We start from the raw sequence: 25,855 nt of genomic DNA, 5'->3' as shown, positions 1-25,855 counted from the left end.
ACTGTATCTGAAATAAAGTTTGTAAAACTCCTTCTTTTTACTTTCCGACCGCAAAATTAATAAAAAGTAATGTAAATCGTGCATATTTTTGCGCTTAAATTTGTTGTTAATTCTTAAAAATGTTATCTTTGTAATCTCTAATTAGCAAAATGCATTATTTGGAGTTAAGTTAAACATTAAATTGCATAACAATTATGAATGAAATCGAATTACGTTTAGCTAGATTGAGGGAGTTGATGAAGCGTGAACATCTTTCTGCTTTCATCTTCCCTAGTACAGATGCTCATCAGAGCGAGTATGTTGCCGACCATTGGCGAGGAAGAGAGTGGATCTCTGGTTTTAACGGGTCGGCTGGTACTGCTGTCGTTACAATGAAATCGGCTGCTTTATGGACTGATTCCCGCTACTTCCTGGCTGCGGAAGAACAGTTGGAAGGTACTGAATATCAGCTGATGAGGCTGAAAATGAAAGGTACGCCTACTATCGCAGAATGGTTGGGAAAAGAATTGCAGGATGTACAATCTCCTGAGGTTGGACTTGATGGCATGGTCAACTCTTATAATTATGTTAAAGATTTAGGCTATTCTCTCCGTAAACTCGGTGGAATTACGCTTAGGACTAATTTGGACCCTTTGGAACAGATTTGGGAGAATCGTCCTTCGCTTCCTGCAAATCCTGTAGTAATTCAACCATTGGAATATGCTGGAGAGACGCTAGCCTCTAAAGTGGCCCGTATCCGTAAGTCTTTGAGAGAACTTCATGCAGATGGTATGCTCGTTTCTGCTTTGGATGATATTGCTTGGACTTTGAATCTACGTGGTACAGATGTTCATTGCAATCCTGTATTTGTAAGTTATTTGTTGATTGAGAGCGATAAAGTTTCTCTTTTCGTGGATGATAATAAATTATCTCCTGAAGTAAAACAGTATCTTCAAGACAATCAGGTTTCTCTCTATAAATATAATAAGGTGGAAAAATGCCTTGAATCATATTCGGAATATAATATCCTGTTAGATGGAAATGAAACGAGCTATTATCTGTGGAAAGCGGTAAAATGCCAGGAAATTGTTGCTGCTGGTTCTCCTATTCCGGCTATGAAGGCTGTGAAAAATAAAGCAGAAATAGAGGGCTACCGTAGTGCGATGCTTAAAGATGGTGTTGCTATGGTTAAGTTCTTGAAGTGGCTGAAACCTGCTGTTGAGGCTGGTGGACAAACTGAAATTTCCATTGATGAGAAATTAACATCGCTACGTGCCGAACAGAAACTGTTCAGAGATATTTCTTTTGATACGATTGCCGGCTATGCGCAGCATGGTGCAATTGTCCATTATGAGGCAACTCCTGAAACAGATGTCGTTCTGAAACCGGAAGGCTTGATCCTGATAGACTCTGGGGCTCAATACCAGGATGGTACTACAGATATTACCCGTACCATAGCCTTGGGGGCCGTATCTGAAGAGATGAAGCATATTTATACCTTGGTTCTGAAAGCGCATATTCAGTTGGAATTGGTTAAATTCCCCGATGGTGCATCTGGAACACAGTTGGATGCTGTAGGAAGAGAGTGTATGTGGCGTGAAGGATATAATTTCTTGCATGGTACAGGCCATGGAGTAGGTTCGTATCTCTGTGTGCACGAAGGCCCTCATCAAATAAGAATGGAGTGGATGCCTACACCTTTGAGAGCTGGAATGACCTTGACTGATGAGCCTGGTTTGTATCTGGCAGGTAAGTTCGGCGTAAGAATAGAAAATACGGTGCTGCTTTCAGACTACATGTCTACTGAGTTCGGTAAATTCCTGCAGATAGAGCCTCTTACTCTTTGTCCTATAGATACCACTCCTATAGATGTTGATATGTTGTTGCCTGAAGAGATTGACTGGCTCAATGCTTATCATCATTCAGTTTATGAAAAATTGTCTCCTTTCCTTGATGAAGAGGAGAAAATATGGCTTGAAAATGCTACAAAACCCATAAAATGAACATTTTAGAGTAAAAAGTTGAAGAAAAACTTGGTAGTTTGATAAAATAGATGTAATTTTGCACCCGCAAATTGTGGCATTGCCATATTTCGCATTGAATAACATAAGTTTAACATAATAAATTAAAAGCAAAAAAATGATTATTGTACCAGTTAAAGACGGTGAGAACATCGAGAGAGCTCTCAAGAAGTTTAAGAGAAAATTCGAAAAGACAGGTGTTGTTAAGGAGCTTCGTGCTCGTCAGCAGTATGACAAGCCTTCTGTTTTGAAGCGTCTCAAGATGGAACACGCCATCTACGTACAGCAGTTGCGTGCAAACGAGGAATAAAAGTAAAAAATCCTCAAAAAATTTGGTAGTTTAAAATAATTTTCGTAACTTCGTTGCCGAAATGAAAAAGGTACGACGTTATGTTGAGTATAGATAAGTTCTTGGAATATTTGCGCTCTGAACTGAACAGGTCACAGAGGACGGTAGAAAACTATCGCGAAGATTTGAAACTCTTTGAGCAGTATGCTAGGAACTTGTCTGAATCCTTCACTTGGGAATCTGTTGATTCTGATATGATTCGCAACTGGATGGAGCATATGATAGATGCAGGAAATAAGGCAACCTCGGTTAATCGCCGGTTGAGTGCTTTGAAAATGTTCTATCGGTTTGCTTTAGTCAGACATTACGTGGAGTCGGATCCCGCTCATAGCCTCAAAGGACCTAAGGAGAGTAAACCGCTACCTCAATTCTTGAAAGAAAATGAGATGGATGAGTTGCTTGACAGGAAAATGTGGGGCGATGATTATAATAATGTACGCGCACGTACTATTATAATATTGTTCTATGAGACGGGGATGCGATTGTCAGAGTTGATAGGACTTGATGTTGACGATGTGAACTTTATCAAAAAAGAGATAAAGATTACGGGTAAGGGAAACAAACAACGTATAGTTCCTTTTGGTGACGAGCTTAAAAATGCTCTTTCAGAATATTTGGCTCTAAGAGCACAAAGGGCGATGGCTAAGTCTGGAGCTCTTTTGCTTGCGGATAGGGGCGGACGGATGAGCCCGGTTCAAGTCAGAGAAATCGTGAAGGAGAACCTCGCAAGGGTTTGCTCGTTGAAAAAGAAAAGTCCGCACGTGTTGAGGCATACGTTTGCTACTGCAATGTTGAATCATGGTGCAGGAATTGAAAGTTTGAAAAGACTGTTAGGACATGCGAAACTCTCGACGACCGAGATTTATACGCATACAACGTTTGAACAGTTGAAACGAGTTTATATTGAAGCCCATCCTCGGGCGTAACCTTTTAAAAAATGGAGGTAACTATGGAAATTAAGATTCAGTCGATTCACTTCGACGCTACCGAGAAGTTACAGGCGTTTATCGAAAAGAAAGTCGCCAAGTTAGAAAAAACTTTTGAAGATATACAGAAAGTAGAGGTGCAATTAAAGGTCGTAAAGCCTGCTACTGCCTTGAATAAGGAAGTTCATCTGGATGTTGCTGTCCCTGGAACCAAGTTGTTCGTAGAAAAGACATGTGACACTTTTGAGGAAGGAATTGACCAGGCAGTGGACTCAATGAAGGTTCAATTGACCAAATTTAAAGAAAAATCAAGGAATCGATAAAAAAAACTCGAAAAAATTTTGTTGATTCAAAAAATAGTTGTATCTTTGCAGCCGTTTTCCGGTAGATGGAAATTTAGCCGTATTGCGGCTGTAAAGATTGCCTCTTTAGCTCAGTTGGCCAGAGCACGTGATTTGTAATCTCGGGGTCGTTGGTTCGAATCCGACAAGAGGCTCAGAAAAAATAGGGTAGTTACCAGAGTGGCCAAATGGGGCAGACTGTAAATCTGCTGGCTATGCCTTCGGTGGTTCGAATCCATCACTACCCACTTTCTTTGATAAGCGGAAATAGCTCAGTTGATAGAGCACTAGCCTTCCAAGCTGGGGGTCGCGGGTTTGAGCCCCGTTTTCCGCTCAATTTATTAACTTGCTGTAATAGCTCAGTGGTAGAGCACTTCCTTGGTAAGGAAGAGGTCCTGAGTTCAACTCTCAGTTACAGCTCTATCGTTCTAGATGCTTAGGATGGTAGAGGAACAGATTATTCATTTATATAAATAAAAAGAAAAGCTATGGCTAAAGAAGAATTCGTGCGTACCAAACCGCATGTTAACATTGGTACAATTGGTCATGTTGACCATGGTAAGACTACTCTGACCGCTGCTATCTCTAAGGTATTGAACGAGAAGCTCGGTACATCTGAGGCAGTTAAGTCTTTCGATCAGATTGATAATGCTCCTGAGGAGAAAGAGCGTGGTATCACTATCAACTCTGCTCACATCGAGTATGAGACAGCAAAGCGTCACTATGCACACGTTGACTGTCCTGGACACGCAGACTATGTAAAGAATATGGTTACTGGTGCTGCTCAGATGGATGGTGCTATCTTGGTAGTTGCTGCTACTGATGGTCCTATGCCACAGACACGTGAGCACGTACTTCTTGCACGTCAGGTAAACGTACCTCGTTTGGTTGTTTTCTTGAACAAGTGCGATATGGTTGACGACGAGGAGATGCTTGAGCTTGTTGAGATGGAGGTTCGTGAGATTCTCGAGCAGTATGGTTATGAGGAGGATACTCCAATTATACGTGGTTCTGCTCTCGGTGCTTTGAATGGTGTTGAGAAGTGGGTTAAGTCTGTTGAGACTTTGATGGATACAGTTGATGAGTGGATTCAGGAGCCAGAGCGCGAGATTGATAAGCCATTCTTGATGCCTATCGAGGATGTATTCTCAATTACAGGTCGTGGTACTGTTGCTACAGGTCGTATTGAGACAGGTCGTTGCAAGGTAGGTGACGAAGTTCAGTTGCTCGGTCTTGGTGAGGACAAGAAGTCAGTTATTACTGGTGTTGAGATGTTCCGTAAGATCCTTGCTGAGGGTGAAGCTGGTGATAACGTAGGTTTGCTTCTCCGTGGTATCGATAAGGCTGAGGTTAAGCGTGGTATGGTAGTTGTACACCCAGGTGCTATTACTCCTCACGATCACTTCAAGGCTTCTATCTATGTATTGAAGAAGGAAGAGGGTGGTCGTCACACTCCATTCGGTAACAAGTATCGTCCTCAGTTCTATCTCCGTACTATGGATTGTACAGGTGAAATCAAGCTTCCAGAGGGAGTTGAGATGGTAATGCCTGGTGATAACGTAGAGATTGAGGTAGAGTTGATCTACAAGGTTGCTTTGAACGAGGGTCTTCGTTTCGCTATCCGTGAGGGTGGTCGTACAGTAGGTTCTGGTCAGATTACAACAATTCTCGACGATATCAAGTAATTTAGATTTATCTAATTTGCTATATATATCAGACTCCCCCTCCTAAGGGAGCGGGAGTCTTTCTACGGGTTTAGCTCAGTTGGTAGAGCACTGGTCTCCAAAACCAGGTGTCGAGGGTTCGAGCCCTTCAACCCGTGCTAAATAGAAGATAATATGAATAAAATAGTAAATTATTGCAAGGCATGTTACGATGAACTTGCGCATAAGACTACTTGGCCATCACGTGCCGAACTTACTCATAGTGCAATGGTTGTATTATCTGCTTCCCTAGTCATTGCACTTGTTGTGTTCGCGATGGATTCTATTTTCAAAGCCTTTATGGGTGTAGTTTATCCAGGTTAATTTTTTAAGGAAATGGCAGACGCAGGAAATAAATGGTATGTGCTTAAAGCCGTTAGTGGTAAGGAAGCTAAGGTGAAAGAATACATCGAAGCTGAAATGAAGCACAATGACTTACTAGCAGCAAATGTTTCTCAGGTGTTGATTCCAGTTGAGAAGCATGCAACTGTGCGTAATGGAAAGAGAGTTGTTAAAGAAAAAGTCTCTCTTCCAGGTTATGTTTTTGTGGAGGCCAAACTGAAGGGTGATGTAGCGCATACGTTGCGTTTCCTCCCTAATGTTTTGGGTTTCCTTGGAGGTTTGGATGAACCAACACCAGTTCCGCAGCGCGATATCAATCGTATGCTGGGTTCGGCTGAGGAGACTGAGTTTGAGGAGAATCTAGATTGTCCTTACTTGGTTAATGATACTGTTAAGGTTATGGAAGGTCCATTCAGTGGTTTCAGCGGAATCGTTGAAGAGGTTAATGCTGAAAAGCATAAGCTGAAAGTTACGGTTAAGATCTTCGGACGTAAAACTCCGTTGGAATTAGGTTTTATGCAAGTAGAAAAGGAATAGGATTCTGTTACGAGATTGTTATTCCTTATAAGTTTCAATTTTAAATATTAACAAAGAAATGGCTAAAGAAGTTGCTGGATTAATCAAATTACAGATTAAAGGTGGCGCTGCGAATCCTTCACCTCCAGTAGGACCTGCATTGGGTTCTAAGGGTATTAATATTATGGGATTCTGCAAGGAATTCAACGCCCGTACCCAGGACAAAGCAGGTAAAGTGTTGCCAGTAGTTATTACTTATTATACTGACAAGTCTTTTGATTTTATTATCAAGACTCCACCTGCTGCAGTTCAATTGAAAGAGGCTGCCAAAATCAAGTCAGGTTCTGCTCAGCCTAATCGTCAGAAGGTTGCTTCTCTTACTTGGGATCAGGTAAAGGTAATCGCTGAGGATAAGATGAAGGACTTGAACTGCTTTACTGTAGAATCAGCTATGAAGCTCATCGCTGGTACTGCAAGAAGCATGGGTATTACTGTAAAAGGGGACTTCCCTGGTAAATAATTTAAAACTTCAATTAGAAAAATGAGTAAACTGACAAAAAATCAAAAATCAGTAGCTGATAAGGTTGAAGCAGGGAAGGCATACACATTGAAGGAGGCTTCAGAGTTGGTAAAGGAAATTACAACTACCAAATTTGATGCATCTCTCGATATTGATGTACGCTTAGGTGTTGATCCACGTAAGGCTAACCAGATGGTTCGTGGCGTTGTTTCATTGCCAAACGGAACAGGTAAGGTTACTCGCGTGCTCGCACTCTGTACTCCTGATCAGGAAGCTGCTGCTAAGGAAGCAGGTGCTGATTATGTAGGTCTTGACGAATACGTTGAGAAGATTAAGGGTGGTTGGACAGATATTGATGTCATCATCACAATGCCTTCTTGCATGGGTAAGATTGGTCCTTTGGGTCGTGTACTCGGTCCTCGTGGTTTGATGCCTAACCCTAAGAGTGGCACTGTAACTATGGATGTTGCTAAGGCAGTAAAGGAAGTTAAGCAAGGTAAGATTGACTTTAAGGTTGATAAGGCTGGTATTATCCATACTTCAATCGGTAAGGTTGGCATGACTTCTGAGCAGATCTATGGAAATGCTAAGGAGTTCATCAACACAGTTATCAAGCTGAAGCCTGCTGCTGCTAAAGGTACATATATCAAGAGTATCTTTATTTCTAGCACTATGAGTAAGGGTATCAAGATTGATCCTAAATCAGTTGAATAACTCTAAAAGTTTTGTAAAATGAAGAAAGAAGTTAAAGATACTATTATCGCTGAACTTGGACAGAAGTTGCAGGAGTTTCCTCATTTCTATCTTGTAGATGTTACAGGATTGAATGCAGAGAAGACAAGCGCACTCCGTCGTAAGTGCTTCCAGAGCGAGATTAAGATGGTTGTTGTTAAGAATTCCTTGCTTCACAAGGTGTTCGAGGCTTCAGATATCGATTTCTCTGAGCTCTATGACTGCTTGAAGGGTACTACTGCTGTAATGTTTGCTAATACAGCTAATGTACCAGCTAAGTTGTTGAAGGAATATGACAAGGAAGATGTTCCAACATTGAAGGCTGCTTATGCAGAGGAAAGTTTCTATGTTGGCGCTGATAAACTTGCTGAACTTTCAGCTCTCAAGAGCAAGAACGAAGTTATCGCAGAGATTGTTGCTTTGCTCCAGTCACCTGCAAAGAACGTTGTTTCAGCTCTTCAATCAGGAAGCAACACTATTCATGGTGTGCTTAAGACATTGGGCGAGCGTCCTGAGTAATCAATCACAATGTTATCATTAATTATAGTATAAACAAAAATAAAATTTAAAATAAAATGGCAGATATCAAAGCTATTGCAGAAGAGTTAGTAAATCTTACTGTTAAGGAAGTTAATGAGTTGGCAACAGTCCTCAAGGACGAGTATGGTATTGAGCCTGCTGCTGCAGCTGTAGCTGTAGCTGCTGGTCCTGCTGCTGGTGGTGCAGCTGCAGCTGAGGAGAAGTCTACATTCGACGTAGTCCTCGCTGAGGTTGGTGGCGCTAAGCTCCAGGTTGTAAAGGCTGTTAAGGAGGCTTGTGGTCTCGGTTTGAAAGAGGCTAAGGATCTCGTAGACGGTGCTCCTTCTACAATCAAGGAAGGTGTAGCTAAGGACGAGGCTGAGAACCTTAAGAAGGCTATCGAAGAGGCTGGTGCTAAGGTAGAGCTCAAGTAATTAGAGTAATACATTTTTTTATATAAATGGTTAGGATTCTCCAAGTAGGTGAGTCCTAACCTTTTTGTGTCTTTTATTATATTATTAATAAAACCCATTTAATAACTTCTAATGGCTACAAAAATTGTTGATAACAGAGTAAATTTTGCCAGCGTGCATAATCCGTATCCATATCCGGATTTCCTCGATGTGCAGTTAAAGTCTTTCAAGGACTTCTTACAGTTGGATACTCCGCCTGAGGAACGCAAGAATGACGGTTTGTATAAGGTGTTCTCTGAGAACTTCCCTATTACCGATACACGTAACAATTTCGTTCTTGAGTTCTTGGATTACTATATCGACCCTCCTCGCTATTCTATTGATGAGTGTTTGGAGCGTGGTCTTACATATAGTGTACCTTTGAAGGCTAAGATGAAACTGTATTGTACTGATCCTGATCATGAGGATTTCGGTACATTTATTCAGGATGTGTTCCTTGGTACTATCCCATATATGACCGATAATGGTACTTTCGTGATTAATGGTGCTGAGCGTGTTGTTGTTTCTCAGCTTCATCGCTCTCCTGGTGTGTTCTTTAGCCAGGGTGTTCATGCAAATGGTACCATGCTTTATTCTGCTCGTATCATTCCTTTCAAGGGAAGCTGGATTGAATTTGCAACTGACATTAACAATGTAATGTATGCATATATCGATCGTAAGAAGAAGTTGCCTGTAACCACATTGTTGCGTGCTATTGGTTACGAACAGGATAAGGATATTCTTCAGATTTTTGATCTCGCCGAGGAGGTGAAGGTTAACAAGAAGAATATGAAGGCTGCTATTGGTCGTAAGCTTGCTGCTCGTGTTTTGAAGAGTTGGAATGAGGACTTCGTTGATGAGGATACTGGTGAAGTAGTATCTATCGAGCGTAATGAAGTAATCATGGAGCGTGAGACTGAACTTACTGCTGATAATATTGAGGAGATTGTTGAGAGTGGAGCGCAGACTGTTCTGCTTCATAAGGATGAGGAAGCTGCCAACAAGTTTACTATTATCTTCAATACTTTGGCAAAGGATCCAAGTAACTCTGAGAAGGAAGCTGTTAACTATATCTATCGTCAGTTGCGTAATGCTGATCCTGCAGATGACGCAAGTGCACGTGAGGTTTTCCAAAACCTGTTCTTCTCGGATAAGCGTTATGATCTGGGTGAGGTAGGTCGTTATCGTATCAATAAGAAATTGAATCTTGATACTGACATTGATGTTCGTGTCTTGACTAAGGAAGATATTATTGAGATCATTAAATATCTTATTCAGCTGATCAACTCTAGTGCAACAGTTGACGATATCGACCACTTGTCTAATCGTCGTGTTCGTACTGTAGGTGAGCAGTTGGCTAACCAGTTCTCTATTGGTTTGGCACGTATGACCCGTACTATCCGTGAACGTATGAATGTTCGCGACAATGAGGTGTTTACTCCAACAGATTTGATTAATGCTAAGACAATCTCTAGTGTTATCAATTCTTTCTTTGGAACTAATCCATTGTCACAGTTCATGGACCAGACTAACCCTCTGGCTGAGGTAACTCATAAGCGTCGTCTTTCTGCCTTAGGTCCTGGTGGTTTGTCTCGTGAGCGTGCCGGTTTCGAAGTTCGTGACGTACATTATACACACTATGGTCGTCTTTGCCCTATTGAGAGTCCTGAAGGTCCAAACATCGGTTTGATTTCTTCTCTCTGTATGTATGCAAAGATTAATGATCTTGGTTTTATTGTTACTCCTTACCGTAAGGTGAATGATAGCAAGGTCGATATGGCTAATGAGGATGTTGTATACTTGACTGCTGAAGATGAAGAATCTAAGATTATCGGTCAGGGTAATGCGCCTTTGACTGTTGATGGTTCTTTCATTCGTGATGTAGTAAAGTGTCGTCAGGATGCTGATTATCCTGTTGTAGGTCCGGATCAAGTTGATTATGTTGACGTCTCTCCACAGCAGATTGCTTCTGTATCCGCAGGTTTGATTCCATTCTTGGAGCATGATGATGGTCACCGTGCGTTGATGGGATGTAACATGATGCGTCAGGCTGTACCATTGCTTCATAATGATGCACCAATAGTTGGTACTGGTCTTGAGAAGCAAGTTTGTGAGGATTCTCGTACTATGGTTACTGCAGAAGGTGAGGGTGTTATCGAATATGTTGATGCTACAACTATCCGTATCCTTTACGATCGCACAGAAGACGATGAGTTTGTAAGCTTCGAACCAGCTTTGAAGGAGTATCGTATTCCTAAGTTCCGTCGTACCAACCAGAATATGACCATCGACTTGCGTCCTATCTGTAATAAGGGACAGCGTGTAAAGAAGGGTGATATCCTGACTGAGGGTTATGCGACAGAAAACGGTGAGCTGGCTTTGGGCCGTAATTTGCTTGTAGCTTATATTCCTTGGAAGGGTTACAACTATGAGGATGCTGTTGTTATTTCTGAACGTATGGTTCGTGATGACGTATTGACATCTGTACATGTTGACGAATACTCTCTTGATGTCCGTGAAACTAAGCGTGGAGTAGAGGAATTCACATCTGATATCCCTAATGTCAGCGAGGAAGCTACAAAGGATCTTGATGATAATGGTATCGTGCGTGTTGGTGCAAGAATTGAACCAGGTGATATCATGATTGGTAAGATTTCGCCTAAGGGTGAAAGTGATCCTTCACCAGAAGAGAAGTTGCTTCGCGCTATCTTTGGTGATAAGGCTGGTGATGTGAAGGATTCTTCATTGAAGGCAAATCCATCATTGAGCGGTGTAGTTATTGATAAGAAGTTGTTCTCTCGTGCTATCAAGACCCGTGAGTCAAAGAAGCAGGATAAGATTATTCTTGCTAAGATTGATGAGGAGTATGAGGCAAAGGGTGATGACTTGAAGGATATCCTCGTAGACAAGTTACTTACGCTTACAGAAGGCATGACTTCTGAGGGCGTTAAGGATTATACAGGTGCTGAGATTATCACCAAGGGCAGTACGTTTACCGCTACAGCCTTGAAGAATTTGGAGTATGATGGTGTTCAGTCTAATAAGTGGACTAAGGATGAGCATACCAATGGCTTGATTCAGAGACTTATTATGAACTATATCCGCAAGTATAAGCAACTTGATGCTGAATTAAAGCGTCGTAAGTTTGCTATCACTATTGGTGATGAACTTCCATCAGGTATTCTTCAGATGGCTAAGGTATATATTGCTAAGAAACGTAAGATCCAGGTTGGTGATAAACTTGCCGGTCGTCATGGTAATAAGGGTATTGTGTCTAAGGTAGTTCGTTTGGAGGATATGCCATTTATGGCTGACGGTCGTCCTGTTGATATGGTATTGAATCCATTGGGTGTGCCTTCACGTATGAACCTTGGTCAGATCTTCGAGTGTATCTTGGGTGCTGCAGGTAAAAAGTTGGGTGTAAAGTTTGCTACTCCTATCTTTGATGGTGCTAAATTGGATGATCTCTCTGAATGGACAGATAAGGCAGGCTTGCCACGTTTCTGCTCAACTTACCTTTATGATGGTGAGACTGGAGAGCAGTTTGACCAGCCAGCTACTGTTGGTATGACATACTTCTTGAAGTTAGGTCATATGGTTGAGGATAAGATGCACGCTCGTTCTATCGGTCCATACTCTTTGATTACACAACAGCCACTTGGTGGTAAAGCACAGTTTGGTGGTCAGCGATTCGGAGAGATGGAGGTCTGGGCTATCGAGGCATTCGGTGCAAGCCACGTTTTGCAGGAGATTCTGACTGTTAAGTCAGATGATGTTGTAGGACGTAGCAAGGCATACGAAGCAATCGTAAAGGGCGATCCAATGCCAACTCCTGGTATTCCTGAGTCACTTAACGTATTGCTCCATGAGCTTCGTGGCCTTGGTTTGAGCATCAAACTTGATTAATTTTGAGAACCCCTAATTTATATATAGAAACATGGCTTTCAAAAAAGATACAAAGGTAAAGAATAATTTTACGAAGATTACCATCGGTCTCGCTTCGCCAGAGGAGATCTTGGAAAATTCGTATGGTGAGGTTACTAAACCGGAAACCATTAATTATCGTACATATAAGCCGGAGCGTGATGGCTTGTTCTGCGAGCGTATTTTTGGTCCGACTAAGGACTATGAATGCGCCTGCGGCAAGTACAAGCGTATCCGTTATAAGGGAATCGTCTGCGACCGATGCGGTGTAGAAGTTACAGAGAAGAAAGTTCGTCGTGAACGCTCTGGTCACATTGAGCTTGTCGTACCTGTTGCTCATATTTGGTATTTCCGTTCTCTTCCAAATAAGATTGGTTACCTTTTGGGTATGCCGACCAAGAAACTTGATGCTGTCATTTACTACGAGAAGTATGTAGTTATCCAGCCTGGTATTCTTGAGGGAAAGACTGATGCTGATGGTCTTGAATTGAACGGTTCTCACAAACTTGATCTCTTGTCAGAAGATGAATATATGGCTCTTCTTGACCAGTATGATCCTAATGGTGACAATGAACTTTTGGACGATACGGACCCTAATAAGTTTATAGCAAAAATGGGTGCTGAAGCAATTTATCAGTTGCTCCAGAATGTAGACCTTGACTCTTTGTCATACGAACTCCGCGATCGCGCAAATAATGATTCAAGTCAGCAGCGTAAAACTGAGGCTCTGAAGCGTCTGCAAGTTGTAGAAGGTTTCCGTGCTAGTAAAGGTATTAACAAGCCAGAATGGATGATCATGAAGATTATTCCTGTTACTCCACCAGAGCTTCGTCCGTTGGTACCATTGGATGGTGGTCGTTTTGCAACATCAGACTTGAATGACCTCTATCGTCGTGTGATTATCCGTAACAACCGTTTGAAGAGATTGGTTGAGATCAAGGCTCCTGAGGTTATTCTCCGTAACGAGAAGCGTATGTTGCAGGAGGCTGTTGACAGCTTGTTCGACAACTCACGCAAGAGTTCTGCTGTAAAGAGTGAGAGCAATCGTCCTTTGAAGTCACTCTCTGACTCTTTAAAGGGTAAGCAGGGACGTTTCCGTCAGAACTTGCTGGGTAAGCGTGTTGACTATTCTGCCCGTTCTGTAATCGTTGTAGGTCCAGAGTTGAAGATGGGTGAGTGTGGTCTTCCAAAACTGATGGCTGCAGAGCTTTACAAACCATTTATCATCCGTAAGTTGATAGAGCGTGGTATCGTAAAGACTGTAAAAAGTGCCAAGAAGATTGTTGATCGTCGCGAGCCAGTTATCTGGGATATTCTTGAGAATGTAATGAAGGGTCATCCGGTTATGTTGAACCGTGCCCCTACGCTTCACCGACTCGGTATCCAGGCATTCCAGCCTAAGATGATTGAGGGTAAGGCTATTCAGTTGCATCCATTGGCATGTACAGCGTTCAACGCCGACTTCGATGGTGACCAGATGGCTGTTCACCTTCCATTGAGCAATGAGGCTGTTTTGGAGGCTCAAATCCTGATGCTTCAGAGTCATAACATTCTCAACCCAGCTAATGGTGCGCCTATCACCGTTCCTTCTCAGGATATGGTGCTTGGTCTTTACTATATTACTAAGATTCGTCCAGGTGCAAAGGGTGAGGGCTTGACATTCTATGGTCCTGAAGAGGCATTGATTGCTCGTAACGAGGGCCGATGTGATCTTCATGCTTTGATTAAGGTTGTAGTTGACGACTTGGTTGATGGTACAATCCAGAAACGAATGGTAGAAACTTCTGTTGGACGTGTCATCGTTAATGGTATCATTCCTGATGAAGTTGGCTTCTTCAATGATGTGATTTCCAAGAAAACCCTCCGTGGTTTGATTTCTAATGTTATTAAGGCTGTTGGTATGGCTAAGGCTTGTGAATTCCTTGATGGAATCAAGAACTTAGGTTATCGTATGGCTTATGTCGCAGGATTGTCATTCAACCTTGGTGATATTATTATTCCACCAGAGAAGGAAGCTATTGTTGAGCGCGGTCGCAAGGAGGTAGAGGAAATTACCAATAACTATAATATGGGTTTCATCACCAACAAGGAACGATACAACCAGGTTATTGATGCGTGGACTCACGTAAATACAGATTTGGGTAATATCTTGATGAAGGAGATGACCGAAGCTGACCAGGGATTCAACGCCGTATACATGATGCTTGATTCCGGAGCCCGTGGTTCTAAGGATCAGATTAAGCAGTTGTCTGGTATGCGTGGTTTGATGGCTAAACCTCAGAAGGCTGGTGCAGAGGGCGCGCAGATCATCGAGAACCCTATCCTTTCTAACTTTAAGGAGGGTATGTCTGTATTGGAGTACTTTATCGCTTCTCACGGTGCCCGTAAGGGTCTTGCTGATACCGCTATGAAGACTGCCGATGCCGGTTACTTGACTCGACGTCTTGTAGACGTTTCTCACGATGTTATTATCACCGAAGAGGATTGTGGTACATTGCGTGGCTTGGTTTGTACAGCTTTAAAGAATGGCGATGAGATTATTTCATCTCTTTATGAGCGTATTCTGGGTCGTGTATCTGTACATGATGTTATTCATCCAACAACTGGTGAACTGATTGTCAAATCTGGTGAAGAAATCACCGAGGCTAAGGCAAAGGCTATTGATGAATCTCCTATCGAGAGTGTTGAAATTCGTTCTGTTCTCACATGTGAGAGCAAAAAGGGTGTCTGCATGAAGTGCTATGGCCGTAACTTGGCAACAGCCCGTATGGTACAGTTGGGTGAAGCCGTTGGTGTCATCGCTGCTCAAGCTATTGGTGAGCCTGGTACTCAGTTGACTCTCCGTACATTCCACGCCGGTGGTATTGCATCTAATGCTGCTGCCAATGCTAAGATTGCTGCGAAGAATAAGTCTCGTATCGAGTTTGATGAGTTGAGTACAGTACCATTCGTAGAGGAAGACGAGGAAGGCAACGATATCAAGTGCGAAAAGGTAGTAAGCCACTTGGCTGAAATCCGTTTCGTGGATCCTAATACAAACATCGTTCTTGCAACTTTGAATGTTCCTTACGGTTCTTCATTGTATCACAAGGAGGGTGAAATCGTAGAAAAGGATACTGTTATCGCCCGTTGGGATCCATTCAACGCTGTTATCGTCAGCCAGTATGCGGGTACATTGAAGTTCAATGACGTTCAGAAGGATCAGACTTATCGTGCTGAGGTCGATGAGACTACAGGCTTGGAGGAGAAGATTATCACCGATTCCAAGAATAAGGCAATGGTTCCATCTTGTGATGTTATCGATGCTAATGGTGAAATCCTTGGTACATACAACTTCCCTGTAGGTGGTCACTTGGCTGTTGAGGATGGACAGACAATTAATACCGGTGAGGTTTTGGTTAAGATTCCTCGTGCTGTAGGTGGTGCAGGCGATATCACTGGTGGTCTCCCTCGTGTAACTGAGCTTCTTGAGGCTCGCAACCCTTCTAACCCTGCTGTTGTATCTGAAATTGATGGTGAGGTAACTATGGGTAAGGTAAAGCGTGGTAACCGTGAGATCATCGTAACATCTAAGACTGGCGATCAGAAGAAGTATCTTGTATCTCTTTCTAAGCAGATCTTGGTACAGGAACATGATGCTGTACGTGCTGGTACTCCTCTTTCTGATGGTAGTGTAACTCCTGGCGATATTCTCGCCATCATGGGTCCTACCGCTGTTCAGGAGTATATTGTTAACCAGATCCAGGACGTTTACCGTCTTCAGGGTGTGGCTATTAATGATAAGCATTTTGAGGTTGTGGTACGTCAGATGATGCGTAAGGTTCGTATTGACGATCCAGGTGATACAACCTTCTTGGAGCAAGAGTTGGTTGATAAACTTGACTTTGCAGAAGAGAATGATCGTATCTGGGGTAAGAAGGTTGTTACTGACGGTGGTGATAGTGAAAGTCTCAAACCAGGTCAGATCATAACGGCTCGTAGATTGCGTGATGAGAATTCTGCATTGAAGCGTCGCGACTTGAAACTTGTACAGGTTCGTGATGCCGTATCTGCAACTTCTACCCAGATCCTCCAGGGTATTACTCGTGCTGCTCTTGGTACTAAGAGCTTTATGAGTGCTGCATCATTCCAGGAAACTACTAAGGTTTTGAATGAGGCTGCTATCCGTGGTAAGGTTGATTACCTTGAGGGTATGAAGGAGAATGTAATCTGTGGTCACTTGATTCCTGCAGGTACTGGTCTTCGTCAGTGGGATAAGCTCATCGTAGGCTCTAAAGAAGAATATGAGCGTATGCAGGCTAATAAGAAAAATGTGCTCGACTATGCTGATTCTCCAATAGGAGAATAATCGTAGAATAGAGTACTATATAATATATAAATAGGTATAATGAGGGTGCGTCATAATTTATGGCGCACCCTTTTATTATCTGTAACAGATGAAAAAAGGAAAAAAATAAGATTTCCCCCTTCTGTTGTCTTATGATGTTTTTTTGAAAAATATGTGGTAAATTATTCGTCTTTTTCAGAAATTATATGTAAATTTGCACTATCATTTAAAGTTTAATCCTCTTAACTTAATAAAATTATGGAAGAAAATAAGAATAATCAACAGCAGCAGAATCAGTTCCAGATGGGCATCAGCCCTGAAGTAGCAGAGGGTACATACTCAAACTTGGCACTGATTACTCATTCTAGTTCAGACTTCATTTTGGATTTTGCATGTGCACTTCCTGGCATGCCTGCACCTCAGATCAAGAGTCGTGTTATCATGGCACCTGAGCATGCTAAGCGATTGCTCCAGGCATTGCAGAGCAATATTTATAACTACGAGCAGTCCTTCGGTAAAATTAAGTTGTCTGATGAGCAAGAACGTACAATCGCTCCATTCGGCACCCCAAAGGGTGAGGCATAATGTACTACAACATACATACTAAGACTAAATTCTCTGCTAAATACCGCTTTTTTCTTTATAATATTCGTTTTTAATAGTTATATAAAGTTAAAACTAGCCTTCGTTTTTTAAAAGTCTCCTTAATATTTAGGTAGTTTGCCGAAAAAATCGTACCTTTGCACCCCGAAAAGGCTCTATAAAGTAGTGGCTTACATCGAAATAAGACAATAAATAAAAATAAATATATAAATTAAAAAGTAAAATTATGCCTACTATTTCACAGTTAGTAAGAAAAGGCAGACGAGTTCTTGTAGACAAGAGCAAGTCACCAGCTTTGGATTCTTGTCCTCAGCGTCGTGGTGTTTGTGTTCGTGTTTATACAACAACTCCTAAGAAGCCTAATTCAGCAATGCGTAAAGTTGCACGTGTACGTTTGACAAACTCAAAGGAAGTAAACTCTTATATTCCGGGAGAGGGTCACAACTTGCAGGAGCACTCAATTGTTTTGGTTCGCGGTGGTCGTGTAAAGGACCTTCCTGGTGTACGTTATCATATTGTCCGTGGTACACTTGATACTGCAGGTGTTGCGAATCGTACACAGCGTCGTTCTAAGTACGGAGCTAAGCGCCCTAAGGCAAAGAAGTAATATAGCTTCTTTAATTTTAGACAAAACCGCAGACTCACGGTCGGAGAAGGTCGGGAGTTGGGGTTAAAATATTTAATAAAAGTTTTGCTGGAGAAGTAATCAGGTTGAGTAAATGCTCGGGTGCGAGCGTTGAAGAACATTATACAGCCCCATGCAGAATTAAAAAAGTTTTATTTAAAATGAGAAAAGCAAAACCAAAGAAGAGAGTGATCCTTCCAGATCCTGTCTTCAATGACCAGAAGGTCTCAAAGTTCGTAAATCATTTGATGTATGATGGAAAGAAGAATACATCTTATGAGATTTTCTACAATGCACTTGACATTGTAAAGGCTAAGATGTCTAACGAGGAAAAGTCTGCTCTTGAAATCTGGAAGCAGGCACTTGATAATATTACTCCTCAGGTAGAGGTTAAGAGCCGTCGTATCGGTGGTGCAACCTTCCAGGTTCCTACAGAGATTCGTCCTGATCGTAAGGAGAGTATTTCTATGAAGAATCTTATTCTTTTTGCACGTAAGCGCGGTGGTAAGACTATGGCTGATAAGCTTGCTGCAGAGATTATGGATGCTTTTAATAATCAGGGTGGTGCATTTAAGCGTAAGGAGGATATGCATCGTATGGCTGAGGCTAACCGTGCGTTCGCTCACTTTAGATTCTAATTTAATATATAATATAGTTAAAAGAAAATGGCAAATCGCGATTTACATTTGACTCGTAACATCGGTATCATGGCGCATATCGATGCTGGTAAGACAACAACTTCTGAGCGTATTTTGTTCTATACAGGTAAGACTCATAAGATTGGTGAGGTACACGATGGTGCTGCTACAATGGACTGGATGGCCCAGGAGCAGGAGCGTGGTATTACTATCACTTCTGCGGCTACAACTTGTAACTGGAACTATCTCGGTAAGTCTTATAAGATCAACTTGATCGATACTCCGGGACACGTTGACTTCACTGCTGAGGTTGAGCGTTCTCTCCGTGTACTTGATGGTGCTGTTGCTACATATTCTGCAGCTGATGGTGTTCAGCCACAGTCTGAGACAGTATGGCGTCAGGCTGATAAGTATAATGTACCTCGTATCGGTTATGTAAACAAGATGGACCGTTCTGGTGCTAACTTCTTCGAGACAGTTCAGCAGATGAAGGATATCTTGGGCGCTAATCCAATTGCTATTCAGATTCCTATTGGTGCAGAGGAGAACTTCAAGGGTGTAGTTGACCTCATTAAGATGAAGGCTATTCTTTGGCACGATGAGACTATGGGTGCTGAGTATGATATAGAGGAAATCCCTGCAGACTTGGCTGACGAGGCTGCTGAGTGGCGTGATAAGCTCCTTGAGGGTGCTGCAAACTTCGATGATGAGGTTATGGAACTTTATCTCGATGGTAAGGATATTCCAGAAGAAAAGATTCTTGCTGCTATCCGTAAGGGTTGCTGTGCTATGGAGTGCTGCCCAATGTTGCTCGGTTCTTCATACAAGAACAAGGGTGTTCAGCCATTGCTCGACTATGTATGTGCATTCTTGCCTTCACCAATGGATACTCCAAATATCATCGGTACTAACCCTGATACAGAGGAGGAAGAGGATCGTAAACCATCTGAGGATGAACCAACATCTGCTCTCGCATTTAAGATTGCTACTGACCCATTCATGGGCCGCTTGGTATTCTTCCGTGTTTACTCAGGTAAGGTCGTTGCTGGTTCTTATGTTTACAACCCACGTTCTGGCAAGCGCGAGCGTATCAGCCGTCTGTTCCAGATGAACTCTAAACAGGAAATCCCAATGGATTCTATCGATGCTGGTGATATCGGTGCAGGTGTAGGTTTCAAGGATATCCGTACAGGTGATACACTCTGTGATGAGGAACACCCAATCGTTTTGGAGTCTATGACATTCCCTGATACTGTGATTTCTATCGCAGTAGAGCCAAAGAGCCAGGCAGACATCGCTAAGATGGATAATGGTCTTGCTAAGTTGGCTGAGGAGGATCCAACCTTCACAGTTCGTACAGACGAGCAGAGCGGTCAGACAATTATTTCTGGTATGGGTGAGCTCCACTTGGATATCATCATCGACCGTTTGAAGCGTGAGTTCAAGGTTGAGTGTAATCAGGGTAAGCCTCAGGTTAACTACAAGGAGGCTATCACTAAGACTGCTCAGAGCCGTGAAACTTATAAAAAGCAGTCTGGTGGTCGCGGTAAGTTCGCTTGTATCGATGTAACCATCGGTCCTAAGGACGAGGATTACAAGGAAGGCGACTTGCAGTTCATCAACGAGGTTAAGGGTGGTAACGTTCCTAAGGAATTCATCCCATCTGTACAGAAGGGCTTTGCTGATTGCTTGTCAAATGGTGTACTCGGTGGTTTCCCAATGACAGGTTTGAAGGTGACTTTGACCGATGGTAGCTTCCACCCAGTTGACTCTGACCAGTTGTCATTCGAGTTGGTAGCACATCAGGCATTCAAGGTACTTTGCCCTAAGGCTGGTCCAGTTTTGATGGAGCCTATCATGAAGGTAGAGGTTGTTACTCCAGAAGAGAACATGGGTGACGTAATCGGTGACTTGAACAAGCGCCGTGGTCTCGTTCAGGGTATGGAGGAAGGCCGTAGCGGTGCTCGCATCGTAAAGGCAATGGTTCCATTGGCTGAGATGTTCGGTTATGTAACAGCTTTGCGTACTATCACTTCTGGTCGTGCAACAAGTTCTATGGAGTACGATCATCATGCACCTCTTTCTTCAACAATTGCTAAGGCTGTGTTGGAGGAGGTTAAGGGTCATGCTGATCTTCTTTAATAACAAAGAAATAACGGTAAGATGAGGCGCTGCTTAGCGAATGACTCTTAAGCAGCGTACCTCTTCTTCCATTAGACTAAATAATTTATATAATAATAACTTAATTTTAAAAATGAGTCAGAAAATCAGAATTAAGCTGAAGTCTTACGACCACCAGTTGGTTGACAAGTCAGCTGAGAAGATTGTGAAGGCTGTAAAGGCAACAGGCGCTATCGTTAGTGGTCCTATTCCATTGCCAACACACAAGCGTATTTTTACTGTAAACCGCAGTACTTTCGTTAACAAGAAGTCTCGCGAGCAGTTCCAGCTCTCAGATTTCAAGCGTCTCATTGACATCTACAGCTCAACAGCTAAGACAGTTGATGCCTTGATGAAGCTTGAATTGCCAAGTGGTGTAGAAGTAGAAATCAAAGTCTAATTTTTAAATTAAATTGAAATGCCAGGATTAATTGGAAAGAAAATCGGAATGACATCCGTTTTCAGTGCCGACGGTAAGAATATTCCGTGCACTGTTATCGAAGTAGGTCCTTGTGTTGTAACCCAGGTGAAAACTGTAGAAAAGGATGGTTACAAGGCTTATCAGTTAGGTTTCGAAGAGGCAAAGGAGAAGCGTACTTCTCAGCCTATGATGGGAATCTTCAAGAAGGCAGGCACAACACCTAAGAAGCACTTGGCCGAGTTCAAGTTTGATGAGGAGTACAACCTCGGTGACACAATTACAGTTGAAATCTTCAACGATTGCAAGTTCGTTGATGTAATTGGTACATCAAAGGGTAAAGGCTTCCAGGGCGTTGTTAAGCGTCACGGATTCGGTGGTGTAGGTCAGTCTACTCACGGTCAGGATGACCGCGCTCGTAAGCCGGGATCTATTGGTGCTTGTTCTTACCCTGCAAAGGTATTCAAGGGTATGCGCATGGGCGGCCAAATGGGAGGTGACAGAGTTACAACTCAGAACCTTCAGGTGTTAAAGGTAATTCCAGAGCAGAATCTTCTTATTGTTAAGGGTTCTTTCGCTGGATGCAAAGGTTCAACTGTTTTAATTGAGAAATAATGGAAGTTAGCGTATTAGATATCAAAGGTCAGGAGACCGGCCGCAAGGTAGCTCTTAATGATGCAGTCTTCGGCATTGAACCTAACGATCACGTTCTCTATCTTGACGTAAAGCAGTATCTCGCTAACCAGCGTCAGGGTACAGCTAAGTCTAAGGAGAGAAGCGAGATGAGCGGTTCTACTCGTAAGCTTGGTCGTCAGAAGGGCGGCGGCGGTGCTCGCCGTGGTGATATTAACTCACCTGTACTCGTAGGTGGTGCTCGCGTTTTTGGTCCTAAACCACGTGATTACCGCTTCAAGCTCAACAAAAAAGTAAAGATTCTTGCTCGTAAGTCTGCTCTGTCTTATAAGGCACAGGAAAGCGCAATTGTAATGTTGGAAGACTTTACATTTGAGGCTCCAAAGACTAAAGAATTCTTAAGTATCATTAAGAATCTCAAAATTGAGGGCAAAAAAGTGCTCTTTGTTTTGCCAGAAGCAAATAAAAATGTATATTTGTCTGCTCGTAACTTGCAGCGTGCTGAAGTTATCCTCGCATCAAACGTCAATTCGTATAAAGTTTTGAATGCTGATGTTGTAGTGATTACAGAAAAGTCGCTCGAGACTATCGACCAAATCTTAACAAAGTAAAAAGGAGATATTAGAATATGGCATTTATTATCAAACCATTGGTTACTGAGAAGATGACCAAGATTACAGACAAGCAGCCTAACCGCTATGGCTTCGTTGTTCGTCCTGAGGCTAATAAGCTCGAGATTAAGAAGGAAGTTGAGAGTCTGTATAATGTTACAGTAGTTGACGTGAACACTATTCGTTACGCTGGCAAGCGCTCTGCCCGTTATACAAAGGCAGGTCTTGTTAAGGGTCAGAAGAATGCGTTCAAGAAGGCAATCGTTACTCTTAAGGAGGGCGATACAATTGATTTTTACAGCAATATTTAAAATAAAAAATGGCAGTACGTAAATTAAAACCGGTTACTCCGGGTCAAAGACACAAAGTTATTGGCACGTTCGAGGATATTACTGCATCCGTGCCAGAGAAGTCTCTCGTTTACGGTAAACGTTCTACCGGCGGTCGAAACAACACCGGTAAGATGACCGTTCGCTACATTGGCGGTGGTCACAAGCAGAAGTATCGTTTAATCGACTTCAAACGTGAGAAAGATGGTGTTCCAGCAGTTGTTAAGACAATCGAGTACGATCCAAACCGTTCGGCTCGTATCGCATTGCTTTACTATGCTGATGGTGAAAAACGTTACATTATTGCTCCTAACGGACTTCAGGTAGGCGCTACTTTGATGTCAGGTGCAGATGCTGCTCCTGAGATTGGTAACTGTCTTCCTTTGGCAAACATCCCTGTAGGTACAGTGATCCACAACATCGAGTTGCGTCCTGGTCAGGGTGCCTTGTTGGTTCGTTCGGCTGGTAATTTTGCTCAGTTGACTTCTCGTGAGGGCAGTTATTGTGTAATTAAGCTCCCTTCTGGTGAAACACGCCAGATTTTGAGTGCTTGTAAGGCTACAGTTGGTAGTGTTGGTAACTCTGACCACGCTCTTGAACAGTCTGGTAAGGCTGGACGTTCTCGTTGGTTGGGTCGTCGTCCACACAACCGTGGTGTTGTTATGAACCCTGTTGATCACCCAATGGGTGGTGGTGAAGGTCGCCAGAGTGGTGGTCACCCACGTTCACGTAAGGGCTTGTACGCTAAGGGTCTTAAGACTCGCGCACCTAAGAAGCTTTCTAACAAGTATATTATCGAAAGAGCTAACAAAAAATAAAGAGTAAATTATGAGTCGTTCACTTAAAAAAGGTCCATACATCAATGTTTCTCTCGAGAAGAAGATTCTCGCTATGAACGAGAGTGGCAAGAAGAATGTTGTTAAGACATGGGCTAGAGCTTCAATGATATCTCCTGATTTCGTAGGACATACTGTTGCAGTTCATAACGGTAACAAATTTATCCCTGTTTATGTTACAGAGAATATGGTTGGCCACAAGCTTGGAGAGTTTGCTCCAACACGTCGCTTTGGCGGTCACTCTGGTAACAGAAAGTAAGCTAAGGGTTAAACCATTTAAAATTTAAGTAAATAATGGGAGCAAGAAAACATATTGCGGCTGAGAAATTGAAAGAAGCCCGTAAAAACTTGTACTTCGCAAAGTTGGTAGGCGTTCCTTCTTCTCCACGTAAGATGCGCTATGTAGTAGACATGATTCGTGGTATGGAGGTTAACCGTGCACTCGGAGTACTTCGCTTCTCTAAGAAGCAGGCATCAGCTGATGTAGAGAAATTACTTCGTTCAGCTATCGCTAACTGGGAAGCTAAGAATAATCGCAAGGCTGAAGACGGTGAGCTTTATATCAGTAAGGTCTTCGTTGACGAAGGCGTTACAATGAAACGTATGAGACCTGCACCACAGGGTCGTGGTTATAGAATTCGTAAGCGTTCTAACCATGTAACTCTTTTTGTTGATGCAAAAACTAATGACGAAAAATAATTAAGTAGAATGGGACAGAAAGTTAATCCGATTAGTAACCGACTTGGTGTTATCCGTGGTTGGGATTCAAATTGGTTCGGTGGTAAGAACTTCGGTGATAACCTCGTTGAGGATCAGAAAATCCGTAAGTATCTTAACGAGCGTCTTGCTAAGGCAAGTATTTCTCGTATTATTATCGAACGTACATTGAAACTTGTTACCATTACTATTTGTACAGCCCGTCCAGGTATTGTCATTGGTAAAGGTGGTCAGGATGTAGATAAGTTGAAGGAAGAGTTGAAGAAGCTTTATAAGAAAGATATTCAGATCAACATCTTCGAGGTTAAAAAGCCTGAACTTGATGCTACTATCGTTGGTAAGAATATTGCGACTCAGATTGAGCACATGATTGCTTATCGTCGTGCTATCAAGATGGCAGTTGCTAACACCATGCGTGCTGGCGCTGAGGGCATCAAGGTGCAGATTACAGGTCGTCTGAATGGTGCTGAAATGGCACGTAAAGAGATGTACAAAGAGGGTCGTACTCCTCTTCATACATTCCGCGCAGACATCGACTACTGCCAGTGCGAGGCACTTACAAAGGTAGGTTTGCTTGGTATTAAGGTTTGGATTTGTCGTGGTGAGGTTTATGGTAAGGCTGATCTTACTCCAAACTTCTCACAGGACAATAAGAGCAACAACCGTGGTAACGGCCGCTCTAACAACCGTGGTGGTAATCGTAAAAGAAACAATAACCGTTAAATTTTAGAAAGCTATCATGTTACAGCCAAAAAGAGTTAAATATAGAAGACCTCAAGATGGTCGTGGCAACAAAGGCAACGCTCACAGAGGTACACAATTGGCTTTCGGTTCTTTTGGTATCAAAACTCTTGAATCAAAGTGGATCGATAGTCGTCAGATTGAGGCAGCTCGTGTAGCATTGAACCGCTATATGAACCGTCAAGGTCAGGTCTGGATTAGAATTTTTCCTGATAAGCCAATCACTCGCAAGCCTGCTGATGTCCGTATGGGTAAAGGTAAGGGTGATCCTGCAGGATGGGTTGCACCTGTTACACCAGGTAGAATTCTCTTCGAAGTTGAAGGAGTTAGTTTCGATATTGCAAAAGAAGGTCTTCGCCTTTGCGCTCAGAAACTTCCTGTTAAGACTAAGTTTATTGTTAGACGTGATTACGATAAAAACGCTTAATTATGAAGATTGCAGAAATTAAAAATATCGAGACCAAAGAATTGGTTGAGAAGTTGGAGGCAGCTGTTGATGCTTTGAACAAGAAGAAGATCAATCATAATGTAACTCCACTTGAGAATCCATCAGAGATTAAGGTTGCTCGTCGTGATATTGCACGTATGAAAACTGAACTTCGTCAGAGAGAACTTAACAAATAATAATGGTCCAGATGGAAACAAGAAATTTAAGAAAAGTAAGACAGGGTGTTGTTATTAGCAACAAGATGGATAAAACCATTGTTATTGCGGCTAAGTTCAAGGAGATGCACCCTATTTATGGTAAATTTGTCCAGAAGACAAAGAAGTACCATGCACATGACGAGAATAATGAGGCTAACGTAGGTGATACAGTTATGATCATGGAGACTCGTCCTCTGTCTAAGACAAAGAGATGGAGATTAGTACAAATTGTTGAAAAAGCTAAGTAA

At 42.5% G+C, this 25,855-nt stretch carries 28 protein-coding genes and 5 tRNA genes; all 33 read left to right on the top strand.

The window, feature by feature from the left end:
- Nucleotides 1–194 precede the first annotated feature (194 nt).
- The 33 genes from RCO84_RS11575 (at nucleotide 195) to rpsQ (ending at nucleotide 25,855) form a co-directional block, all read left to right on the top strand.
- The gene (locus tag RCO84_RS11575) at nucleotides 195–1,982 is read left to right on the top strand and encodes an aminopeptidase P family protein (RefSeq protein ID WP_317585145.1); all 1,788 of its coding nucleotides are present in this window, start codon (nucleotides 195–197) and stop codon (nucleotides 1,980–1,982) included.
- Nucleotides 1,983–2,118: 136 nt separating this feature from the next.
- On the top strand, nucleotides 2,119–2,310 hold the full coding sequence (gene rpsU, locus RCO84_RS11570) for a 30S ribosomal protein S21 (protein ID WP_006848852.1): 192 nt from the start codon (nucleotides 2,119–2,121) through the stop codon (nucleotides 2,308–2,310).
- Nucleotides 2,311–2,390: 80 nt separating this feature from the next.
- The gene (xerA, locus tag RCO84_RS11565) at nucleotides 2,391–3,275 is read left to right on the top strand and encodes a site-specific tyrosine recombinase/integron integrase (protein WP_317585143.1); all 885 of its coding nucleotides are present in this window, start codon (nucleotides 2,391–2,393) and stop codon (nucleotides 3,273–3,275) included.
- Between the two features lie 23 nt (nucleotides 3,276–3,298).
- Entirely contained in the window at nucleotides 3,299–3,598 is a 300-nt protein-coding gene (gene hpf, locus RCO84_RS11560; RefSeq protein WP_144152548.1) for a ribosome hibernation-promoting factor, HPF/YfiA family, read from the top strand.
- Nucleotides 3,599–3,697: 99 nt separating this feature from the next.
- A tRNA-Thr gene (locus RCO84_RS11555) sits at nucleotides 3,698–3,771 on the top strand.
- Nucleotides 3,772–3,782: 11 nt separating this feature from the next.
- Nucleotides 3,783–3,864: transfer RNA gene (locus RCO84_RS11550), tRNA-Tyr, on the top strand.
- 13 nt (nucleotides 3,865–3,877) lie between these two features.
- Nucleotides 3,878–3,950, top strand: a tRNA-Gly gene (locus RCO84_RS11545).
- A gap of 14 nt (nucleotides 3,951–3,964) precedes the next feature.
- Nucleotides 3,965–4,036 (top strand) — tRNA-Thr (locus tag RCO84_RS11540).
- 68 nt (nucleotides 4,037–4,104) lie between these two features.
- On the top strand, nucleotides 4,105–5,301 hold the full coding sequence (gene tuf, locus RCO84_RS11535; RefSeq protein WP_144152550.1) for an elongation factor Tu: 1,197 nt from the start codon (nucleotides 4,105–4,107) through the stop codon (nucleotides 5,299–5,301).
- 64 nt (nucleotides 5,302–5,365) lie between these two features.
- Nucleotides 5,366–5,438, top strand: a tRNA-Trp gene (locus RCO84_RS11530).
- Nucleotides 5,439–5,454: 16 nt separating this feature from the next.
- Nucleotides 5,455–5,643 (top strand): preprotein translocase subunit SecE, encoded by a 189-nt coding sequence (gene secE, locus RCO84_RS11525; protein WP_006848848.1) that lies wholly within the window; start codon nucleotides 5,455–5,457, stop codon nucleotides 5,641–5,643.
- A 12-nt stretch (nucleotides 5,644–5,655) separates the two neighbouring features.
- Nucleotides 5,656–6,198 carry a transcription termination/antitermination protein NusG gene (gene nusG / locus RCO84_RS11520; protein WP_006848847.1) on the top strand — a complete coding sequence of 181 codons (543 nt, stop codon included), beginning with the start codon at nucleotides 5,656–5,658 and terminating at the stop codon, nucleotides 6,196–6,198.
- Nucleotides 6,199–6,256: 58 nt separating this feature from the next.
- On the top strand, nucleotides 6,257–6,697 hold the full coding sequence (gene rplK / locus RCO84_RS11515) for a 50S ribosomal protein L11 (RefSeq protein ID WP_006848846.1): 441 nt from the start codon (nucleotides 6,257–6,259) through the stop codon (nucleotides 6,695–6,697).
- A gap of 21 nt (nucleotides 6,698–6,718) precedes the next feature.
- Nucleotides 6,719–7,411 carry a 50S ribosomal protein L1 gene (gene rplA, locus RCO84_RS11510; protein ID WP_022122140.1) on the top strand — a complete coding sequence of 231 codons (693 nt, stop codon included), beginning with the start codon at nucleotides 6,719–6,721 and terminating at the stop codon, nucleotides 7,409–7,411.
- Nucleotides 7,412–7,429: 18 nt separating this feature from the next.
- Nucleotides 7,430–7,948 carry a 50S ribosomal protein L10 gene (gene rplJ / locus RCO84_RS11505; protein WP_144152552.1) on the top strand — a complete coding sequence of 173 codons (519 nt, stop codon included), beginning with the start codon at nucleotides 7,430–7,432 and terminating at the stop codon, nucleotides 7,946–7,948.
- A gap of 56 nt (nucleotides 7,949–8,004) precedes the next feature.
- A complete protein-coding gene (gene rplL / locus RCO84_RS11500) occupies nucleotides 8,005–8,382 on the top strand; it encodes a 50S ribosomal protein L7/L12 (RefSeq protein ID WP_006848843.1) in 378 nt (125 codons plus the stop codon).
- Between the two features lie 111 nt (nucleotides 8,383–8,493).
- Nucleotides 8,494–12,306, top strand: a complete 3,813-nt coding sequence (gene rpoB, locus RCO84_RS11495) for a DNA-directed RNA polymerase subunit beta (protein WP_022122142.1) — start codon at nucleotides 8,494–8,496, stop codon at nucleotides 12,304–12,306.
- 31 nt (nucleotides 12,307–12,337) lie between these two features.
- Nucleotides 12,338–16,672, top strand: coding sequence for a DNA-directed RNA polymerase subunit beta' (gene rpoC, locus RCO84_RS11490; protein ID WP_117727213.1), 4,335 nt, complete (start codon nucleotides 12,338–12,340; stop codon nucleotides 16,670–16,672).
- 237 nt (nucleotides 16,673–16,909) lie between these two features.
- Nucleotides 16,910–17,236 (top strand): DUF3467 domain-containing protein, encoded by a 327-nt coding sequence (locus RCO84_RS11485; RefSeq protein ID WP_006848840.1) that lies wholly within the window; start codon nucleotides 16,910–16,912, stop codon nucleotides 17,234–17,236.
- 244 nt (nucleotides 17,237–17,480) lie between these two features.
- On the top strand, nucleotides 17,481–17,861 hold the full coding sequence (rpsL, locus tag RCO84_RS11480) for a 30S ribosomal protein S12 (RefSeq protein ID WP_006848839.1): 381 nt from the start codon (nucleotides 17,481–17,483) through the stop codon (nucleotides 17,859–17,861).
- Nucleotides 17,862–18,040: 179 nt separating this feature from the next.
- Nucleotides 18,041–18,517 carry a 30S ribosomal protein S7 gene (gene rpsG / locus RCO84_RS11475; RefSeq protein ID WP_006848838.1) on the top strand — a complete coding sequence of 159 codons (477 nt, stop codon included), beginning with the start codon at nucleotides 18,041–18,043 and terminating at the stop codon, nucleotides 18,515–18,517.
- Between the two features lie 27 nt (nucleotides 18,518–18,544).
- Nucleotides 18,545–20,659: an elongation factor G gene (gene fusA / locus RCO84_RS11470; RefSeq protein ID WP_144152554.1), complete on the top strand. Its 2,115-nt coding sequence runs from the start codon at nucleotides 18,545–18,547 to the stop codon at nucleotides 20,657–20,659.
- A 112-nt stretch (nucleotides 20,660–20,771) separates the two neighbouring features.
- Nucleotides 20,772–21,077, top strand: a complete 306-nt coding sequence (gene rpsJ / locus RCO84_RS11465) for a 30S ribosomal protein S10 (protein WP_006283658.1) — start codon at nucleotides 20,772–20,774, stop codon at nucleotides 21,075–21,077.
- An 18-nt stretch (nucleotides 21,078–21,095) separates the two neighbouring features.
- Complete coding sequence (gene rplC, locus RCO84_RS11460; RefSeq protein ID WP_022122145.1) at nucleotides 21,096–21,710, top strand: 50S ribosomal protein L3; 615 nt, start codon at nucleotides 21,096–21,098, stop codon at nucleotides 21,708–21,710.
- The gene (gene rplD, locus RCO84_RS11455) at nucleotides 21,710–22,339 is read left to right on the top strand and encodes a 50S ribosomal protein L4 (protein ID WP_264902334.1); all 630 of its coding nucleotides are present in this window, start codon (nucleotides 21,710–21,712) and stop codon (nucleotides 22,337–22,339) included. Before rplC ends, rplD begins: the two co-directional genes overlap by 1 nt.
- A 17-nt stretch (nucleotides 22,340–22,356) precedes the next feature.
- Nucleotides 22,357–22,650, top strand: a complete 294-nt coding sequence (gene rplW / locus RCO84_RS11450; RefSeq protein ID WP_006848834.1) for a 50S ribosomal protein L23 — start codon at nucleotides 22,357–22,359, stop codon at nucleotides 22,648–22,650.
- A gap of 8 nt (nucleotides 22,651–22,658) precedes the next feature.
- Nucleotides 22,659–23,486 carry a 50S ribosomal protein L2 gene (gene rplB, locus RCO84_RS11445; protein ID WP_006848833.1) on the top strand — a complete coding sequence of 276 codons (828 nt, stop codon included), beginning with the start codon at nucleotides 22,659–22,661 and terminating at the stop codon, nucleotides 23,484–23,486.
- A gap of 10 nt (nucleotides 23,487–23,496) precedes the next feature.
- Nucleotides 23,497–23,763 (top strand): 30S ribosomal protein S19, encoded by a 267-nt coding sequence (gene rpsS / locus RCO84_RS11440; protein ID WP_006848832.1) that lies wholly within the window; start codon nucleotides 23,497–23,499, stop codon nucleotides 23,761–23,763.
- 35 nt (nucleotides 23,764–23,798) lie between these two features.
- Complete coding sequence (gene rplV / locus RCO84_RS11435) at nucleotides 23,799–24,203, top strand: 50S ribosomal protein L22 (protein WP_006848831.1); 405 nt, start codon at nucleotides 23,799–23,801, stop codon at nucleotides 24,201–24,203.
- 9 nt (nucleotides 24,204–24,212) lie between these two features.
- On the top strand, nucleotides 24,213–24,944 hold the full coding sequence (rpsC, locus tag RCO84_RS11430; protein WP_006848830.1) for a 30S ribosomal protein S3: 732 nt from the start codon (nucleotides 24,213–24,215) through the stop codon (nucleotides 24,942–24,944).
- Between the two features lie 16 nt (nucleotides 24,945–24,960).
- Nucleotides 24,961–25,389, top strand: coding sequence for a 50S ribosomal protein L16 (gene rplP / locus RCO84_RS11425; RefSeq protein WP_006848829.1), 429 nt, complete (start codon nucleotides 24,961–24,963; stop codon nucleotides 25,387–25,389).
- Between the two features lie 2 nt (nucleotides 25,390–25,391).
- Nucleotides 25,392–25,586, top strand: coding sequence for a 50S ribosomal protein L29 (gene rpmC / locus RCO84_RS11420; RefSeq protein WP_006848828.1), 195 nt, complete (start codon nucleotides 25,392–25,394; stop codon nucleotides 25,584–25,586).
- Between the two features lie 2 nt (nucleotides 25,587–25,588).
- Nucleotides 25,589–25,855, top strand: a complete 267-nt coding sequence (gene rpsQ / locus RCO84_RS11415) for a 30S ribosomal protein S17 (RefSeq protein ID WP_006848827.1) — start codon at nucleotides 25,589–25,591, stop codon at nucleotides 25,853–25,855.

Source organism: Segatella copri, assembly GCF_949820605.1.
In the GTDB taxonomy this organism is placed as follows: Bacteria; Bacteroidota; Bacteroidia; order Bacteroidales; family Bacteroidaceae; genus Prevotella.
The sequence above is the reverse complement of the archived record's forward strand: the minus strand, read 5'-3'. Positions and strand labels throughout refer to the sequence as shown.